6 protein-coding genes and 2 pseudogenes are annotated in these 19375 nt (G+C 41.3%); all 8 read right to left on the reverse strand.

The features are described from left to right. Positions 1 to 2: 2 nt before the first annotated feature. Entirely contained in the window at positions 3 to 1226 is a 1224-nt protein-coding gene (locus D8854_RS06275) for an FtsW/RodA/SpoVE family cell cycle protein (protein WP_125450237.1), read from the reverse strand. A gap of 5 nt (positions 1227 to 1231) precedes the next feature. Continuing rightward, positions 1232 to 3721, reverse strand: coding sequence for a bifunctional DnaQ family exonuclease/ATP-dependent helicase (locus tag D8854_RS06280; protein ID WP_398575005.1), 2490 nt, complete (start codon positions 3719 to 3721; stop codon positions 1232 to 1234). A gap of 199 nt (positions 3722 to 3920) precedes the next feature. After that, complete coding sequence (locus D8854_RS06285) at positions 3921 to 4772, reverse strand: NAD(P)H-hydrate dehydratase (protein ID WP_125450239.1); 852 nt, start codon at positions 4770 to 4772, stop codon at positions 3921 to 3923. A gap of 124 nt (positions 4773 to 4896) precedes the next feature. After that, a pseudogene (locus D8854_RS06290) lies at positions 4897 to 9522 on the reverse strand (SIALI-17 repeat-containing surface protein); the annotation flags it as partial. Positions 9523 to 9801: 279 nt separating this feature from the next. Beyond that, a pseudogene (locus D8854_RS09945) lies at positions 9802 to 9930 on the reverse strand (YSIRK-type signal peptide-containing protein); the annotation flags it as partial. 144 nt (positions 9931 to 10074) lie between these two features. Then, positions 10075 to 17238 carry an SIALI-17 repeat-containing surface protein gene (locus D8854_RS06295; protein ID WP_125450241.1) on the reverse strand — a complete coding sequence of 2388 codons (7164 nt, stop codon included), beginning with the start codon at positions 17236 to 17238 and terminating at the stop codon, positions 10075 to 10077. 353 nt (positions 17239 to 17591) lie between these two features. Next, positions 17592 to 18365 carry an HAD hydrolase family protein gene (locus D8854_RS06300; RefSeq protein WP_000673624.1) on the reverse strand — a complete coding sequence of 258 codons (774 nt, stop codon included), beginning with the start codon at positions 18363 to 18365 and terminating at the stop codon, positions 17592 to 17594. Positions 18366 to 18369: 4 nt separating this feature from the next. Then, a complete protein-coding gene (locus D8854_RS06305; RefSeq protein WP_038804985.1) occupies positions 18370 to 19227 on the reverse strand; it encodes a bifunctional methylenetetrahydrofolate dehydrogenase/methenyltetrahydrofolate cyclohydrolase in 858 nt (285 codons plus the stop codon). Between the last annotated feature and the right edge of the window lie 148 nt (positions 19228 to 19375).

Genomic DNA, 19375 nt, shown 5'->3' on the forward strand with positions numbered 1-19375 from the left:
CCTTATTTGATTTGTTTTAGGACGACTTTCTTTCGTTTGAATGGAACTTTTCCACTTTTCTCCTCCGCTAGGTTGGTCTGGTAACTCATAGACAAGAGGAGACCGACACCGATGAGGTTACTAATAATTGCGGAGCCCCCTTGAGAAATGAAAGGCAGAGGAATCCCTGTCAAAGGAAGTAAGCCTGTCACGGCACCGATATTTTCAAAGATATGGAAGAGCAACATCATGATAAATCCAGTCGAAATGTAGGTGTAGAACTGGTTGTTTGACTTAAGTGTAATCTTCAACATCCGATAAATAAGAAGCAAGTACAGAGCAACCACAAAGACTGAACCAATGAAGCCAAAGTCTTCAGCAATTACGGTGAAAATCATATCACTTTCACGTACTGGAATGAGGAGATTGGACACATTGAAACCTTGTCCAAACAAGCCACCACTTCCAATCGCAATTTGCCCCTGCGCCTGTTGGTAAGTCGTTGTTTGCGCAAAGTCAAAGGGATTGAGCCAAGCCAAGATGCGGTTGATCTGGTAAGTTGGCATCCCAATCTGATGCAAGAAGGCACGTCCATCTTTACTGATAAAAATCGCTAGAAAGCCTGCTACTGCAGTTACTCCTGTAACAAAAACTGGAATGATAATCTTCCACGAAACCCCTGAAAGGAGAACCATACCTGCAAAAATAGCTACAAAGACCAAGGCAGTCCCTAAGTCACTTTGTAGGGCTAAGAGGATCAAGACTGGTATGGTAAAGGCAATCATCCAACCAATCAATAGGAAATCCAAGGGAATAGTCCGTCGCCATTCCTTGTGTTTTTGAGTGAATCTTACAATGGCACGAGCCAACATCAAGATATAGGAAATCTTCATGAACTCCGATGGCTGGAAAAGTGTCGTTCCACCGATTGATACCCAGTTCTTGGCACCTGTTGACGCTACAAGATTTGGGTTGTAGAAAACAAGAGGTAGGACCATCAAAGCTAGCCCTAGACCATAAAGATAGGGAGTCACTTTCCATAAAAACTCGGTATTAAAGAACATGACCACAAATCCAATGACAAGGCCCAAGGAAATCCAAGCGATTTGCTGGCCTAGTATTGGTAACACATTATTTGGATAGTCATGACTAACTGCTATATAAATGGCCACTACTCCAATCACCAGTAAACAAAACACTGGTAGAAGGAGGCTATAATCGACTCGAGAGTCGAAGGAACGTTTCATATTTTTTACCTTTTCTCTTTCTTGGATTTTTCTTTCATTCTATTGCGACGGGATTGGAGAAAATCAGCTACAGCAGGCTCTAGCTGTTCTCTAGAAAGAACCTGAACAGCCCTTTCTTTTGACAAGGTCTGGGCGATTTGTTTGCCGTAACGCTTGCTGACAATACGACTGTCTAAGATTACAGCGACCGAACCTTGGTTGGGCCGTCTAACAGTACGACCAAGGGCTTGTTTTAGCCGAATGATCGCCATCGGTAACTGATAATCATAGAAAGGATTTTTCCCTTCTTGACGCAGTTCTTGGTTTAACTTTTTGGTTAACGGCTCTTGGGGATTTTGGAAAGGCAATCTCGGAATCACTTGAATCACGCAAGGATGGGTTGAAAAATCAACTCCTTCCCAGAAACTGCCTGTTCCAAGCAAGATCTGGCGTTCACCTTTTTCAAAACGTTTTTTCAGTTGGCTTGGTTCTCCATTTTTATACTGAGCTAGATGCGGTTGGTCGAGCAGGTCCGAAACTGCCAGCAACATCTCTTTTGAAGTAAACAAGACCAATAAAGGTTCTTGGAAGGCTTGTAAACCTCGGATAACAGAAGCCACCTCACTAGCATAGTCAAAAGATGAAACTTCTGTCACAAGAGGAAAGTCATCAATTAGAAAGACTTCTTGTTGCTCCTGCTTTGCTACATCAAGCCTAACAAGCGGAGCATCTGGAAATCCCAATAAATCTGCTAGGGAAACCCGATTGCTGATTTCAAGAGTGGCCGATACTCCTAGGAGCCTACAATCTTCTGGCAATAAATCCGCTAGTATAAAGCGTCCTTTTTTGCTTGAACAAATCAAGACATCCTTGCTCGATTTCTCTGCTGTAGCAAGCCAAAATTCACGGTCCGAGGTGAAAAAGTTTGCAATCTCTCTATACTCTGGGAGAGCTAGCTCCGAAAAATGCTGGCGCAACTGTTCAAGAGAATCCAACCACTTTCCATTCTTAAGACCTGACTGATAATGCTCTATCAAGTAACGACATTCAAAGCCAATACTCTCAAGCAAGCGTTTCTGAACCAAATCTCCCTCTGTCTCCAAGGACTTATCAAGCTGGGTTACAAGTTCCTCAAGGCGATAAGCCTGCTGGGCTAGATTTTCGAGAGCTAGCAGCATTTTTTGAGCCTCATCCAAGATCACCAAACGGTTGTCGACAAACTCTGGATTGTCTTCCAAACGAGTGACCAGATAGGCATGATTGGTCAGAAGAACACGACTGGTCTTGGCCTTTTCCTGCCCTCGTTTCCAAAAATCCTCTGTAGCAAATAAACTTTTCTTTGAAAGCTTGCCATCGTGGACTAGTTCTGGCAGAAAATGCTGATAACGATAAAGTTGCCCGATTTCGTCCAAGTCGCCAGTCTCTGTCTCTGTTAGCCAGATGAGCAGTTGCATTTTAAAGCGTGTGAAAAGGCGATTGGACTCAGATCGATGGAGAACTCTGTGAAAGACATCCAGTTTTAAATAATTTTGAGGCCCCTTGAGACTATGAATCTCCATATGGAAGACCTCTTTTAAGCGCTGACCTTCTTCTTGCATGATTTGATTTTGAAGAATTTTGGTCGGAACGCTCACTAGGATACCTGCTTGACTCTCCAAGTTTAAAGCTGGGAGGAGATAGCCGTAAGTCTTGCCCAGTCCCGTTTGAGCTTGGATGAAGGAAGTCTGGTGTTCTTCCAATAATTGCTCAACCTTCTCCGCAAATTCCAACTGTTGCGGACGCTCCTCCAGCCCCAATAAAGAAATGTTTTTAGCAAAGTCTTTGGATAACTTTCGTGGGACTAAAGCTTTGCTTTCCTTTCTGAGGAAAAGCCCATGAAGTTCCATCAAGTCTGGCGAAGACAAGAGAGATTGTTGCTGGTAAACCTCCTCAATCACCAGATAACTTTCGTAGAGAAGGTTGTCCGCAAGGTTTAACAAGCTTTCTAAAAGCCCTTTAGGTAGCTCAAAAAGTTTTTGACGCATGTAAAGCAAGAGTTCAGCTGTTGCCTGAGCATCTGACAGGGCAGTATGGGCCTGTTCCAGCTCAATGCCCAACTCTTGACAAAGGATACCTAAGTTATACTTTTCAAACTGAGGATACAGAACTTGGGCAAGCTCAACTGTATCCACTCGCGGTGTGCGCAATTCATATCCTTCAAAAAAGAGAAATTCTGCAAGAAGGTTAGCATCAAACTGTACATTGTGCGCAACAAAAATACCGTCCTTAACCAATTCAAAAATTTTTCCGGCTACCTGAGAAAACTCTGGTGCCGCAGCCAAACGCTGATCGGTCAGACCTGTTAATTCTTTGATATGAGAATCCAAGGGTTCGTGGGGATTAACATCGGTCGCATACTGATCGATGATTTCACCATTCTCAATCACCACAATGCCTACTTGAATAATTTTTGCCTTGCTTCCGGTGCTGGTCGCCTCTAAATCAACGACCACATACCGATCATTTCTCACATTCATCATTAAAAATTATATCAAAAAAAGCATGATTTGACACCCCTCAACTTTGATAACAATCTCGCTTTAATTGCGAGTTTGACTAAAAATCAAGACCTTAAAAGTGAGAATTTCAAGCAAGTTCAGCAGTTGGTCGCTGGTTCTGAGGTATTTGAAAACCTTATCAACAAAGCTACATCAACATAAAAAGACAACTAAGGTATTAGCTGCCTTTTTGAGATATTTTTTTCATTATTTTGGGAAGATGACTGCTGATTTCCGTCGGTAAGACCACATAATGTTCTTGAGCTAATTCTTGGGCTATAGCTGAATGAAGATGAGTCGCTGCTACCACTCGATCGTAGAGACTAACTTGTTTAAACTGGCCTGCAAATCCTGCAATCATTCCAGCCAGAGTATCTCCCATTCCCCCAGTCGCCTGATAGGGACCACCAACCTGTAACTGGTAACAATCAGATTGGCCAGCTTGCCAAATACGAGTAGCCGGACCCTTCTCTACCAAAATTGTTCCTTGAGGGAAAGAAGTCAAAGCACTAGCTGTTGTACCTTCGTTTTGTTTTTCAATCGTAATTCCAGACAGTTTTTCCCACTCCTTTTGGTGGGGAGTTAGGATAAGCTGGCTAGAAGGAAATGACAGACTTATCCTAGCGAGAATAGTCAAGGCACCTCCGTCTACAATCAAAATCTGATTCTGTCTTGAGCTAGCAAAGACCTGTTTGACTAGTTCTTCTCCAAAAGTATCGTCTCGTAAACCAGGTCCCAATAAGACAACTTCTGCCCTCTCCAATTGCTCTTTTAACAATTGCTGATCTTGAAGAGAGAAGGCCATAGCCTCAGGTAAATGACTGTGTAGAGCAAGGATATTTTCCCTATCTGTTCCAACTGTCACCAATCCTGCACCACTTTTTACAGCTGCCAAGGCAGCCATGATGATGGCTCCACCATAAGGATAGGTCCCACCAAGCAAGAGCAGACGGCCATAGTCTCCTTTATGACTGGTACGAGAACGTTCAATAATGACTTTTTCTAGTAAGGCTTGATCAATCACTTTCATCGTTCTTTCCTCTCTATTCATTATACTATAAAGTTTATTGACCTTGCATCTTAAACATAAATCTCTTCCTTCATATAGAAAAAGAGGGGACAAAGCCCCTCTACGAAATATCTCTTTTTCAAAGTCAATTAATTTCTTTTTTACTTTTTGCGACAAAGATAGCAGATAGAGCTAGTCCAACACTTGCCAAGAAAATAGCTGTTTCTGACTGTTTCTCACCAGTTTCTGGCAATCTCTTGTCTTCTTTGGCAATTTGAACTGGTGCTCCTGAAGTCTGAGTTTTTTCTAACGAACTTAGCTTGAACTCTGGTTTTTCAACTGTCGGTGCTGGTTGGTCTCCTGCTGTACCAAGTGGACCTGTGTACTCTGGTACTCCATGTACTGCTGCTTCTACCGCGTTCACACCACCTGTAAAGTCCAGTTTCTCGACCGTCGGTGCTGGTTGATCTCCTGCTGTACCAAGTGGACCTGTGTACTCTGGCAATTCATGCACTAGAGCCATCACTGCATTGACACCGCCCTTGAACTCAGGTTTCTCTACTGTTGGAGCAGCTTGGTCTCCTACTGTCGCTACTGGGCCTGTGTACTCTGGAAGTTCATGTACTAGGGCTTCAACTGCATTGACACCACCTGTGAATTCAGGAACCTCAAGAACGGGTGCTGGTTCTTCACCCTTGCTTGATTGAACAGCTTCCTCTGTTAATTCTTGATAGAAGCTCGCCAATTCATAAAACTCAGCCTTGCCACCTTCCCAGACTAATTTGACGTCTAGAAGAGAGCCACCATTTCGGATAGCGAAGGTTTGGAGACTAGATGTAATGGCACCGAGGTCTGTCCAACTGTCTTGACCATCCTTGAGTGTTCTAGCAAGAACACGTGCCTTAGCTCCTTCAGGAAGACTGGAAACGAGACGAAGGTGGTTGGCATTGGTTGGTTCAGACAAGTGATACACCAACTCGCCCTTGTCTTTTTCAGACTTGTAGCTGGTCAAGACTTTGCCGTCTACAAGATTATTATAAAGATTACCTTGGCTTTCTCCACTACTTCCTTCTACTGTTGGGTCATTGATTGGTTTGACAAATTCACCATCATTGATGACCAATTCTGTAAAGCCTACAAACCGGGCATCATAGTCTGCAGTATAGAGGACACGGAGATAGTTCGCTTTGACTGGTGTCGTCAATTCTCCTTCGATGTAGCGATTTCCTGGCATCTTAGAATCATGTGTCCAACCATCTGTCAGTGAATCATCGTGTTGGCTATTGGCCACACCATCTCCTACTGTCACGACATCTGTCCAAGTTTTACCGTCTTGGCTGACTTGGATCTTACCATCACGAAGGTAGTTTTGAGTTCCGTCTTGGATGTAGGCTCTAATCTTCTTGATAGTGCGTTCGCTACCAAGTTTCAAGGTCACATGACCATCTTTATGGGCATAGTCTGAAAACTCAACGAAGTTGTTGTAAACACCGTCAAATAGTTGATCTAGGTTGTTTAGTTTACGAACATCATTGCTTCCGTATGTTGGATGAATGCCCATAGTTGTAGATTCTAGTTTGGTTGGTTGTACTTCTTCGGTTGTCACAAGGAGAGAAGTGGCTGTCACAGCTTGTTCCTGATCCGTTTTGTTGACCAGACGAACATAACGTACCAAGTGGGTTGCGACAGTTCTGTCTTTCAACTGGCTAGCTGACGTCCACTCTTGCGCATTTGCAGAATACTCTAGGCTAAGAGCAGGGTTGGTTTGGCCTTGGAGCTGGATGCTCTTGACCTGATGGATACGGTCAAGCTTCATACCTAGATAGCTATGAGCAGGGAGTTTCGTTCCAGCTGGAATTTGAAGATCGTAACTGCCCAAGCTATCCACTACTGGCGTTTCCTTCAAGGCATCAACGTTGGTGTCTGTTAAGTCAAGATTTGTACTATCGACATCTACTGTAAATTCCGCAATTCTCCACCACTTATTTAAGGTTTGTGTATTGCGAATGCGAACAAAACGAGTTGTAAATTCTTGCACAATATCAGAAGTTCGTTGCCCTAATAAATTTTGAAGCATTGTCCAATTTGTACCATCTGCAGAATATTCGATGACACCAGATGCTAGTTTGTCTCGTTCCCCTTGCATCAGATGAACTCGTTTTACTTTGTGCAGTCCACCTAAGTCCATTTGTACCCAGGCTTGCGCTGGTGTGACATTGGTCTGATCAACATGTGCCATCATGGATTCTGTGTTTTCTCGACCATCTTGCATCTGAACAACACTTGTTCCATATTTGTAAACAAGGTTTGGACTTAAACTAATAGTGCCCCTAACCTTCTTACTACCCAATTCTAGGGGTCTGTTAACAGCAATTTCACGCATGGCAAGCCAAGCATTATCCTTCTTAGCTGTTGCTATCATACGAACAGCTTGAGCTGTGATATCGAGGTCATTAAATTCCAGAATACGTTCTCTACCAGTATAAGCGGGACTCGTTATGGCTACCCATTCTCCATGTTCATTTTGATATTCAACAAGAGCATTACTAAAGGTATAATTATCGGCCGTATTAGTACCCGTAGCGAAACCTAATTTGTGTATTTTAATTGCCTTATTAAAGCGCAAGCCTACATAATCGCCTCTCTCAATCACAATGGTTGTTTTGGCAATCACATGTGTATCAAAGTCACCATCTGTGACTTCTTTCAATCCGCCTTCTATTCCAGCACGATTCGTAATAAATGTTGTCACAAATTTATCTGGATTCAACATTGCTTGGATATGTAAGGCTAAGTATTCTTTGAGATTATTGATAAATGGTCGAATATGTTGGACACCAAATTCTGCGTATTCATAATGGTCAACGTAAAAGAAGGCATACTTAACTGACTGGTCATAATGTTTGACTCCGGCCTGATAATACTCCCACACCTTGGCATCATTCTTTTCAGTAAGACCTTCTGTAGCTGTTAGGAAAGCTTCAAGCGCGTTCATTTGATCTACTGTATTCTCTAACCAATAGTGAATTTGTTCGATTAATTTCTGATCACCTTTTTCTTTAAGTAATAGAGCATTGGCTTTCAAACCAGCAAAAATTTCCCTCAACTCTTTTCTTTCAGTATCCAGATTTTGACCAGATTTGAGTTTGTTATAGAATTCTGTCAATTTTGGAGCCAATTCTACAGACTCTTCTAATTTAGTGACATGGGGAGGTCTATTTTGATTGCGCATGTGTTTTCCGAGTTCTCGAAAAGCCTTCGAAACACTGCTTTCTTCAAAATGATCATTAACTACATAGTTAAAGGCCATATCGTTGATTTGTTCTGCTTCTTCTACACTTCTCCATTGTTTCCATCCATACTGAGCCATATCAAAAAGTGCCACTTTAGATGCTTCAGATTGTTGCATTGGATTTAGCATAATTCCTTGTGCAAGTGATAAATCAACATTTGGATGTAAGAATTTTTCACCACCTCCAAGAATTAGGTGGGGTTTTGTATTATCATTACATGGCCAGTTAATCCAGAACTGAATTGGACGGTAAGTCTTACCACCTTCTGTTAAATTTTTCTTTAAGTTCGTTAAGAATGTTTGGTCAACAGCCCCCCAGACCTTTCCACCAGTAAGAGTTAAATGGACATTTTCAGGAAGATGTTCATTCAAGGTTCGAAGTTCAGCTTCAGTTCCTTGCCCCATGTACCAGGCAGGAACAAAAATCATATCTTTACGGAGACCACTGTATGTTGTTTGTTTTTCAGTCAACCAATTTGTGATATCCTTCATCAAGCGAACATAACTATGATAACCACCAACTGGGCTTGGTGCATCATCTGCAAGCACACCAAATTCACGCACTCCCACATCCAACAACTGAGTAAACTTAGCCTTTATGGTTGCAAGATCAGCCTGGTAATGCGCTTCATTGCCAAAGCGGATACGATTGTTCATAAATGGATGGATGGTCCAAACATAACGTGTTTTCGTTTGATTACCGACACGTGCAAGTTCTCGGATTTCAGCCAGTTTTTCTTCTGGGTAAAGTTCACGCCATTTCTTATTGTGGTATGGATCATCTTTTGGTGCGAAATAGTATTGAGTTAACTTCAATTCACTTCCATAACGCATCAATTCTTTACGATTTTCATTAGACCATGGATTTCCATAGTAACCTTCGATAAACCCACGGTTCTTGATTTCAGCGTAATCTTCCACTGTCACATTGCGAAGGACTGGCACTTGACTTTCCTTGAGCATATGTTTCAAGGTTGTCAAACCATAGAAGACCGCATCTGTGTCTTTTCCGACGATGGAGATAGAGTTGTCCTTGATGGTCAGAGCATAAGCATCAATTTTGTCAAAGAGACCTGCGGAAACCTTGGACAAGTTTTGTTCTGCTTGTGAACCTTGTCCATGCACTCCAAGATAGATATTAGTTGCGCCAGAAACGGCCGTTTTACTAGTTTTGTAAGATACTTGATTGTCCTGCAAAACGCTCTTCAAGCGATTGCGAGTATAGATATCGAGTTGATCGCCCATTACCAGATTGACTTGCTTACGAAGGGCTGTGACACCTTCTCCATAAGTCACTTTTTGTGGAGTTGGAAAGACCTTGTACTCTTTTTTGAGATAGTCTGAGCTCTTGCTGGCAGCTTCAATACTGGCTTCGCTAGCTGGTTTGCTTGCCGTAAATTGATTGGCCAATTCAACTGTTCCATCACCTGTTTGCTCTACTTTTGGAGTTTCAGGTGTAATTGGTTGACTAGGTTTAGCGATTTCTTTATCATTTTGTCCTCCACTCATGGCTTCAGACGGCTTTGTTTCATTCTCTGGAATTCCAGGTGCTTCAGCTGGTTTAAGATTATTTGTCGAATCAGTAGAACCAATCGTTCCTGTAGTTTCTCCATTTCCAACTGTCGAGCTAGCTTCCTTCCCAGCATTTTCTTCTGCTTTCTTCAAAACTGCTGCAAGTTCATCAGGTAACTTTTCCAATGGCTGAGCTTGAGTTATAGTTCCCTCTTTATCTCCTACACTACCTGTTTCTGCTGCCTCTACTAAATTAACACCAAAGATACTGGCACCAATCATAATAGAAGCTACTCCAATAGCGAATTTACGAATACTGTAATGACAACGTTTATTGAAAAAATTTTTATCCATCTTTATCTTATCTCCTTTCATCCAAACACGAAAGTAAACGATTCCATTTTTACTAGTAAAGACGGAGAGGCCTAATCGGTCCTCTCCATCTCTTCAACTCATTTATCGATGTGATTTTTTATCATCGACCAAGCTATACCAATAGGATAGCATTAGACGCACAAACTAATCCTCTTTTCGTTTTGCAGTTAACAGGGCTGCTGACAAGGCCAAGCTAACACCTGCCAAGAAAATGGCTGTTTCAGATTCTCCCTCACCTGTTTCTGGTAATCTATTTTGCTCTTCTTTTACTACTGAAACATTTGGTTTTATAGTCTGGTCATGAGCTAATAGCTCTACTGGATAATCTGGTTTTTCAAGAACAGGCGCTTCCTCATTTCCTACCGTGGCTAGAACACCATGATACTCTGGAAGTTTATGTTCTAGAGCCATTACAGCATTAACGCCACCCTTAAATTCAGGTTTCTCAACGCTTGGTGCCGCTTGATCTCCTACAGTAGCAAGAGTTCCTGTGTATTCTGGAACTTCGTTTACTGCTGCTTCTACAAAGTTAGCACCTCCTTTGAATTCTGGAACTTCATTGACTGCTGCTTCTACAAAGTTAGCACCTCCTTTGAATTCTGGAACTTCATTGACTGGAGCTGGCTCCTCGCCTTTACTACTTGAAATAGATGCTTTCACTCCTACTTCAACAATGCGATCCTGAGCCTTTCTTTCTTCAGAATGAACAAGATTTCTAGTAGTACCCAAAACTTGAATATAATCAACTTTTTCTCCATCTTGTCCTTCAGAAACGATACGACGTTGACCTTGAGCAAGTTCAGGGTTTTCACGAATAACTTCTTTAAACGGAAGCGGAGTCTTTTCAATTTCCAAACTTGGAGTTTCTGCTACTAAGTTCTTAACGCCTTCTGTTGGTGTTGTTTGGAAGGTAGACTTAAAGTGTAAACGATATTCTTTCACCAGATTTCCATCTTTGGAAACAAGACGAACTAGTGTTGGAAGATTGGCATTTCCAGAATCCACAACTGTAACAACTCCATGTCCACTAGTTGTTGCAGTGACTTTTGGTTTTGAACCCATTGTTGTTAGAGTATAATCTGTCACATTTGGATCAAAGTTTTCCAATGCTTTTCCGTCGATCGAAATAGTCGCTGATGGTGTTTCCACTTCTGATCCCTTGCCTGCAGAGTAGGCTGTAAATTCTACAAGTGCAAGACCATTGGTGGTAGCCTTACGAGTCATGCGCGCACGAATAGCTGTCGTTTGAACCGGTTCAAAGTTAAACTCGATTGGTTTACCAGCTACTAATTCTCCAGAAGCTTTGTAAGAAATTGGTGCCCAATTTTCTGCCTTGTTAAATGGATGATCGGCATTTTCTTCGTAACGAGAAATCGTACTTGGTTCTGTAAAAGCAGGACCAATATATCTTTCTAGAACCATTTTCTCTGGAGCATCTGTGCCACTATCTTTAAAGAACTGAATGGCTACTTTCCCAATAGATTGAGAAGCAATTTTTCCATCCTTCTTAAAGAGTAATCCAACAGAAGTTTCTTGATTTTTCGGAGTACGAGACCAGTTTGTCCAACGTCCATCTTCATTGTATTTTCCATCATTGATATAGAAAATTCGATCATGTGAAGCTGCTTGAGTATCGTTCGTTGTCGAAGCAAAGGCTTTAGAATCAGTTTCATTGTTGCTTGGATTTTCTGAAATGACTTGATTGCCTTTAGAAACAACTGTCACCTGCATTTTAGTCGTTAGATTTGTACCAATGACATGACCGGTAACTTCAAATGTTCCCTCATGCTCTGTCGCATGTTCAGGAATAGCATCCCACTTCACTGCAAGTTTATCTGTAGTCCAATTAGTTGAAGTTGGATAATAAACACTTACTTCTGAAGGAAGTTGAAGATTGTCTCCAACATTCAAGATTTTAGCACTGTTTTCTGCAGCAAGAGGTTGACTAGTTTCTCTCTCATCATTGCGGAAAATTCGATATTCTTTCAACACCGTACCATCTTCTGCTTTCAAGATGAGACGTGTTGCACCTTTTGGACTTGTTGCAGGAACAACTGTTACCAAACCATTATTGCTAGCTGTTGCTGTGATTTCTTTGCTAGATTGAGGAATATAGTAATCTGTCTTAGATGGATTAAAATGTTCAAGATCCTTGCCATCTACCTTGATAGAAATCTCTGAACTTGTTTCACTTAAGACCTTGTTTCCAAGCACAGTTAGCTCTGTCAGACCAACACCTGATGTTCCATCTGCTTTCTTCATACGAATACGAACAGCGTAGGTTTCGACCTTGTCAAATGTGAAGTGATTGGTTTGAGTTGCAGACAGCTGACTTGGAGCATGTAAGTTTTCAACTGCTTTCCAATTGTCTGGATTATTAAATGGATGATTGCTATCTCGTTGCGCATGACTGACATCACTTGGTAAATCTGGAATTTCTTTACCTACATAATATTCAACTACATATTCTTTTGGAAGACCAATTGCTCCATCAGTATAGAAATCAACCGACAAATTGTTGACAAAACGCTTCGTCAAGTCTCCTGAATTACCAAATAAGATAGAAGCCCAGTCATTATCAGTATTTGTTCTCCAAGTAGTCCATCTATTTTTAGCATCTGATGGCGTTCTTGATACAGTCAAATCGTTCAAGGTGTTGGCTGTGTCATCTCCTCCTGTATTGGATACAATGGCAGCTGGTAATTGTGAACCTGTCCATTGTTTAGAGATATTATTTCCAGCAACCACTTGACTAGACACTCGAACATGAGCTTTAGTTGTCAGATTGCTACCTACTAAACGACCATTGATTTCATAGACCCCTTCAGTTTGACTAAAGTTGGCTGGAACCTGATCCCAAACAACATCTTTGTAGATAGTTGTTCCGTTAGAATGGTAAGCCCGGACATTAGCTGGCAATTGAACCGTCTCACCCTTAGGTACTGTGAGACTGATTTCCTCTGCAACTTGCAATCCTTCAACCGTCACAGTCGCTTGAGCTTCAATATCTGTGCCTTCCACATGTCCTTTAAGCGTAAAGCTATGATAGTGCCCCAACTCTTTTTCATCTACCTTATCCCAAGCTACAGATACTTTGCGTGGCAAGCCCTTATCAAATTCTGCTCCAACTTCTTTAGGTAGATTCGGTTGCTGATTGATATCTGTAGAAACAGACACAGGATGAAGTTTCACAATCTTCTTGCTGACTTTATTTTCTTTAATCACCACTTCAGTGGTTACAGATTCTGTTTTCTCTGTTTGATTATCGATTCGAGGTGTCAAAGTCACTCTTCCCTTAGTATAGAGCAATAGATTCTGACCATTCACCTCAAGATGTCCCCCATCAGATGATTTAGCTTCTAAGTGAATATCTGAAGCCGAAAACTCTGTTTGTGAACCATCCTCATAATGACCAATGACGTGATAAGTTAATACTTGATCTTCAGTGGCAGTTTCTTTTCCTTCTACAACCACTTCCAAACGTTTCAAAGCAGGAGCTTCCTTCACAAACTGAATTAAGTAAGTTTGAACCAAGTCACCCTTTTGGTCACTCAAGAAGACAGAAGCTTGATAACCATTATCAGCAGAAGCTTGCTGAACAGTTACTTGATATCCGGTAGTCTGAGCTCCAACACTTGGAATAGTTGTAGTGTAAGGAAGGGATACACGGTAATAGGTCTTGCCAGACTCAAAATTCTCAAGAGCTTTATCCCCAACAGTAAGTCCTGTAATGCTACTTGTTGTTTCCTTACTACTTGCGATAAAGGTTGCAGTCACTTCACGGTCGTCATCTACCAATTTACCAGTAGCCTCCGTACGTCCACCTTCCTTGTTCAAAGCAGCAGGGTCTTTCAAGGTCCAAGAAACAACATCAGTATCAATCAAGCTACCATCTGTCAGAACAGCTGTGACCGTTTTATCCAAATTAGCCGCATTCGTTCCAACTGGGACTGTAGCAACTTTTGGTAACCATCTATCTAAAGCAATCACTTTAACAAGTGCCTCAGCTGGGGTTTCCAAACCTTCCACTCGTCCAGAGACTTTCTTTTCACCTGCACTTGTAAGCAAGTCTGATGGCACGTCCCATGTTACAGTCTTTTCCTCAACACTACCATCGCTATAAATAGCTGTTACTGTTTGAGGCAATTCAGGATTTGTTGTCACGTCAGTTGTTGCTTTTACAGGAGCAAAGGCTACAAAGTGACGGTTTTCTTTCTTACCAGACACAGTTGCGACTGTTGCGCTATCAGAAGTTAAACCAGCAGAATCTGCATAAAGAGTAAATTTACCTTCTTTTTCTGTTGATTTTACAATGACAACCCCTTTACCATTGAAAGCACGTCTTTGCCATGTTCCATCTGCTTGAGCTTTGTAGCGTTCACGACTAGCTTGTTCTCCATTATCCACACCAACGATTTGTCCCTGACCATGAAGATTGAAATGAACAAGATTGTTAGCTGTTGGAACCACATTCCCATCACCATCAACAATTTCGTAATGGATGTAGGATAGGTCTTTTCCATCTGCAGTGATAACATGCTCTTCTTTAGTCAGACGAACTCTTGCTGGCTCCCCAGCAGTTGTCACACTATCACGCGCAATTTCATTCCCATTTTCATCTCGAGCAATCGCAGTCAGTGTACCTGGTTGGTATTTCACAAGCCACTCAAGATACAATTCACTTGGTTTAGCCCCCTCATGATATGGACGTCCATCTTCTGTCGTTTTCTTAGTAAATTCCTTTTTACCAAGTGACTCTCCATTTAAGAACAATTCGACGCTTGCAGCATTTGAGAAGGTACGAACCGGAACCTTTCCATTAACCAGCATCTTGCGTTCCTTAAGGGTCTCTTCAGTCCAGTTCCAATGTGGTAAAATGCGAACAGTTGGCTTTTCTTTAGCACTATACCATTCACTACGGTAAAGGTAGAAATCATTCTTTGGTAAACCAGCCGTATCGATGATACCAAAGTAAGAACTTTTTACAGGTGTATTATCTTGGTTATGCCATGGAGTTGGTTCACCGATATAGTCAATTCCTGTCCAGATAAATTGTCCAGCATAGCCAGCACGATCACGGTCAAAAGTCCATGATTCAGTAGCTGTTCTTCCCCATCCAACACGGTCATTACCATAGTCAGATTGTTCATAGTGACGATTTGGACGATTGTCATGTCCAAGGATTTGAGCAGGGTTATAATAAGAATCACGCGTCCTAGTAGCTGAAGAAGTTTCAGAACCATAAATGAGCCAGTCTGGATGCGCTCTACGAACAGCATCATAATTACGTTCACCATAGTTCATACCGACAGCATCCATAATTTCTGCGAGTTTCAAGAAATCACCTGTCGCCGCACGACTAAATTTGTTTTCCCCCATGGTTACATAACGCTCAGTATCAATCGCTTTGATAACTGCCTTCAAGCGTTTAGCAGTTTCGATAGAACGAGGACTACCATTTGCCTCCTCTACCTCATTTCCAAGAGACCACATGACGATAGAGGGATTGTTCTTATCACGTTCTACCATTGTTCTGAGATCAAAATCAGACCACTTCTCACCCTTCTTAGCCTCCGGATGAGTTGCATCTTGATCAAAGAACCGTCCATAGTCGTAAGTCTTCTTGCCACCATACCAAGTATCAAAAGCTTCCTCTTGAACCAAAAGACCTAAACTAGCTGCAGCATCAAGCAACTGAGGACTCGCTGGATTGTGGGTTGTTCGAATAGAGTTAACCCCCATATCTTTCAAGAGTTTTAATTTACGATAGGTAGCCTTATAATTCTCTTCTGCCCCCAAGGCTCCATTGTCATGGTGAATACTTACTCCGTGGAATTTCATGCGTTCACCATTCAGAGAGAAACCTTCCTTAGCAGTCCAATTGAAATAACGGTAACCAAATGTATCTTCTGTTACATCAACTAGTTGACCTTCTTTATAAACCTTTGTTTTCAACACATACAGTTGAGGATGATAACTTTTTGTCGTCCAAAGAGTTGGTTTATTAACTAGGATTGTTTGTCTGAAATCTGCAGTTTCATTTTCTGCTAAATTCTTCGTTTCAGAGCGGACTAATTCTGAAACAACCTTACCTTCCTTAGTAAAAATTTGTTGTTCCACAAAGACTTTAGCAGCCTTCTTATCCGTATTTTTAATCTTACTTTGAACCTGTGTTTCAACATTCCCTTCTTTTTGCTCAGCAAGTTTTGGAGTAGTGATATGATTACCATTTTCGGCAACATGGACTTTATCACGATAACTAAGGGTTACATCACGATAAATCCCACTTCCTGAATACCAACGACTACTTGGTTGCTTATTGGTCACTTGAACAGTAATTGAATTTTCACTACCATCCTTGTTTAAAAATTCTGTGATATCATATGAAAAATGATTATAGCCACTTGGATAATGTCCGACAAATTTACCATTTACATAGACCTTTGAATCCATGTAAACCCCATCAAAATTGATACGAACATCCTTATTCTTGTCTGCTTCGTCTAATGTGAAAGTCTTACGATACCAAGCTGTTCCACCATTTAACTGCCCACCTTCATTACGAGCGGGAGACTTGTGATCAAAGTCAAAATAAATACTCCAATCATGAGGAAGATTCAATTTAGACCAATCATGAACATCCACATCTTTTTTTGAAAAATCTCCTTGGGCATTTAGTTTAAAATACCAATCTTTATTAAAATCTTGTTTTCGTTCCGATAATAGCTGTTTTTCCTTTTCAACTTCGGCTTTGTTTGACTCTCTAGACAGCACTTGCGATTTTTCAGAAGAAGGTTTAATCTCTGTGTCTGCTTTCACTTGGTCCTTTTCAGAAGTTTTTTTAGAATCCTCTTTCACTTCTGTTCCAGCTGTTACTGCAGATTCAACAGGCTTTGGATTTGCCTCTTCAGATTTCTGTTTGTTATCAGCCTTGTTTCCTTCTTCTACTTTATTTGGAGTTTCCCCTTTAGGACTAACCAATTCACGACTACTCTCGTTAGTAGGTGTAGTAGGTTCTGTATCCTTAGTCACTTTGTCTTCTGCCGATTCAGCTTTTGGTTTTACAAACTCACGCCCACCATTCTCATCAGCCTTTGCAATAGCAGCTGCCACATCATCGGGAAGCTTATCTAAAGGTTGAGCTTGATGAACAGTTGTTTCTTCTGTTTTAGCATTGGATGAAGCCACCTCCTCAGCTTGTACAGCAGAAATACCAAATATACTAGCCCCAATCATTACAGATGCCGCACCTATTGCAAATTTACGAATGCTATAATGACAACGTTTATCAAAAAGTCTTTTGTTCATTAAAATCCTCATTTCTTTTTCTTGATACAAAGTAAGCGTTTACTTTATTTTAAAAAATAACCTCCTTCTGAATACACAAACAAGTACCAAGTTTTATAATATATTTTATATATTAAATATATCAAAACGCACCTTAAATTGCAATTATTTTCCATTAATTTAACCCAATAAAATGATATATAAGAAGGGGTCATTTAAAAGGAATAGTTGCAATGAAAATAGCTTTCGATTCTAGATTCTTTCTACTACAAATTGAATTCCATTAATATCTTTTTCAAACTTCAAATTTATAGTTTATAGACTGCATTACTCTACATAAAAAGAAGGCGAACCTTGTTCTACCTCCTTCTACACTATTTTCCCTTAAATTCCGCAAAAGTCTGTAAGATTTTGGCTGCTACTGCTGGAGAAGGAGCTCCTTTTAGCTCTAACGTTTCATCTGCATATGGAGTAAGGCCAGCAAAGTCTCCTATCTGAACTGAATAAAGAGATGTCTTAAACAGTTCAATATCGTTTTGATCATTTCCAAAGGCGATGAAGTTTTCCCCACATAACGTTTCAACTGTTGTAGCCTTGTGAGTATCTAAGGGGTTGACATAAAGACACTTTTCATGCGCATGATAAGACAGATGAGCCTGCCCCAGTCTTTCTAACTGACCAAGCAGATCATCAAGCAAATCCTCGTGGTCGCCCATATAAACGACTATCTTAATCGGAGTCCCTAAGTCCTCGAGTTTCTGATGACGAGCTACCTTTAGGGGGTCCACACTGGAGAAAAATGGAATCTTCTCCACAATCTGACCACTATAGTCAAAGCAATCATCTACAAAGAAAGGGAGATTATAAGTCTGGCAATAATCCACTAGCGCCTGATAAACTTTAGCATCGAGATTCCTTTCGAAGATAGCCTTCCCCAGATGATAGGCTACGCCTCCATTCAACCCTATGACCAAGCGCTGACTGAGTTCGGAACCTAATAAACCCAAACAATCCCGATAAGAGCGAGCTGATGCAAACACAAGCTCATGACCATAATCTTCAGCCTTTAAAAGAACCTGCTGAATCTCCTCGTCTATGGTCATGTAGTCAAAAGATAGCGTTCCATCCAGGTCAAATACGAATTTCATTTTCCTAGTCCTTGTTTAGTGTTCGAAGCGCTGACTGATAGGTTTGCTCCATTAGCATGGTAATCGTCATAGGACCAACTCCACCAGGTACAGGTGTGATGTGACTAGCCAGTGGTGCAACAGCATCATAATCAACATCTCCACAAAGCTTGCCATTTTCATCTCGGTTCATCCCAACGTCAATGACAACCGCTCCTGGTTTGACAAAGTCAGCAGTCACAAACTTAGCGCGACCGATTGCAACGACAAGAATATCTGCTTGCGATGCTACTTGAGCTAGATCTTCTGTACGGGAATGAGTTAGAGTAACAGTAGCATTCTTGGCTAAAAGAAGCTGAGCCATCGGTTTTCCAACGATATTTGAACGACCGATGACAACCGCATTTTTACCTTCTAGATCAATCCCATATTCATGAAACATTTCCATAATTCCTGCAGGTGTCGAAGGAATCATAACTGGATGACCAGACCAGAGGCGACCCATGTTTAGGGGATGGAAACCATCCACATCTTTTTCGGGGTCAATGGCTAATAAAACTGCCTCTTCATCGATATGTTTGGGTAAAGGTAACTGAACCAAAATCCCATGCCAAGCTGAATCTTGATTGTATTTAGCAATCAAGTCCAACAATTCCGCTTGGGTAATGGTCTCAGGAACTCGCACTACTTCACTACGGAAACCAGCAGCAAGAGCTGACCGTTCCTTGTTGCGAACGTAGACTTGGCTGGCAGGATTGTCCCCCACCAAAATCACCACCAAGCCTGGAACTAGACCTGTTTCTTCTTTTAGTTTGGCAGTCTTTTCAGCCAACTGTCCTTGTAACTTAGCCGCAAGAGCCTTCCCATCAATAATCTGTGCCATATTTCTTCTCTTTTCTATCAAATATCCTCTATTATATCAAAAAATACCTTGGCATTCTAACACTTCTTGACTAATAGACCTTATAGTTTGAAACTATAAGAAAAAGCTCTTATCGAGCTTTTAGTGCCTATTTATCTTAGGCAAGTCT

The sequence above is a fragment of the Streptococcus mitis genome (assembly GCF_003943905.1).
GTDB lineage: Bacteria > Bacillota > Bacilli > Lactobacillales > Streptococcaceae > Streptococcus > Streptococcus mitis_BC.

What these genes read in the sequence shown, in the direction of transcription:
- D8854_RS06305 (WP_038804985.1), bottom strand. Translation starts at nt 19,227, where the DNA reads ATGGCACAGATTATTGATGGGAAGGCTCTTGCGGCTAAGTTACAAGGA.
- D8854_RS06280 (WP_398575005.1), bottom strand. Translation starts at nt 3,721, where the DNA reads ATGAATGTGAGAAATGATCGGTATGTGGTCGTTGATTTAGAGGCGACC.
- D8854_RS06295 (WP_125450241.1), bottom strand. Translation starts at nt 17,238, where the DNA reads ATGAACAAAAGACTTTTTGATAAACGTTGTCATTATAGCATTCGTAAA.
- D8854_RS06300 (WP_000673624.1), bottom strand. Translation starts at nt 18,365, where the DNA reads ATGAAATTCGTATTTGACCTGGATGGAACGCTATCTTTTGACTACATG.
- D8854_RS06275 (WP_125450237.1), bottom strand. Translation starts at nt 1,226, where the DNA reads ATGAAACGTTCCTTCGACTCTCGAGTCGATTATAGCCTCCTTCTACCA.
- D8854_RS06285 (WP_125450239.1), bottom strand. Translation starts at nt 4,772, where the DNA reads ATGAAAGTGATTGATCAAGCCTTACTAGAAAAAGTCATTATTGAACGT.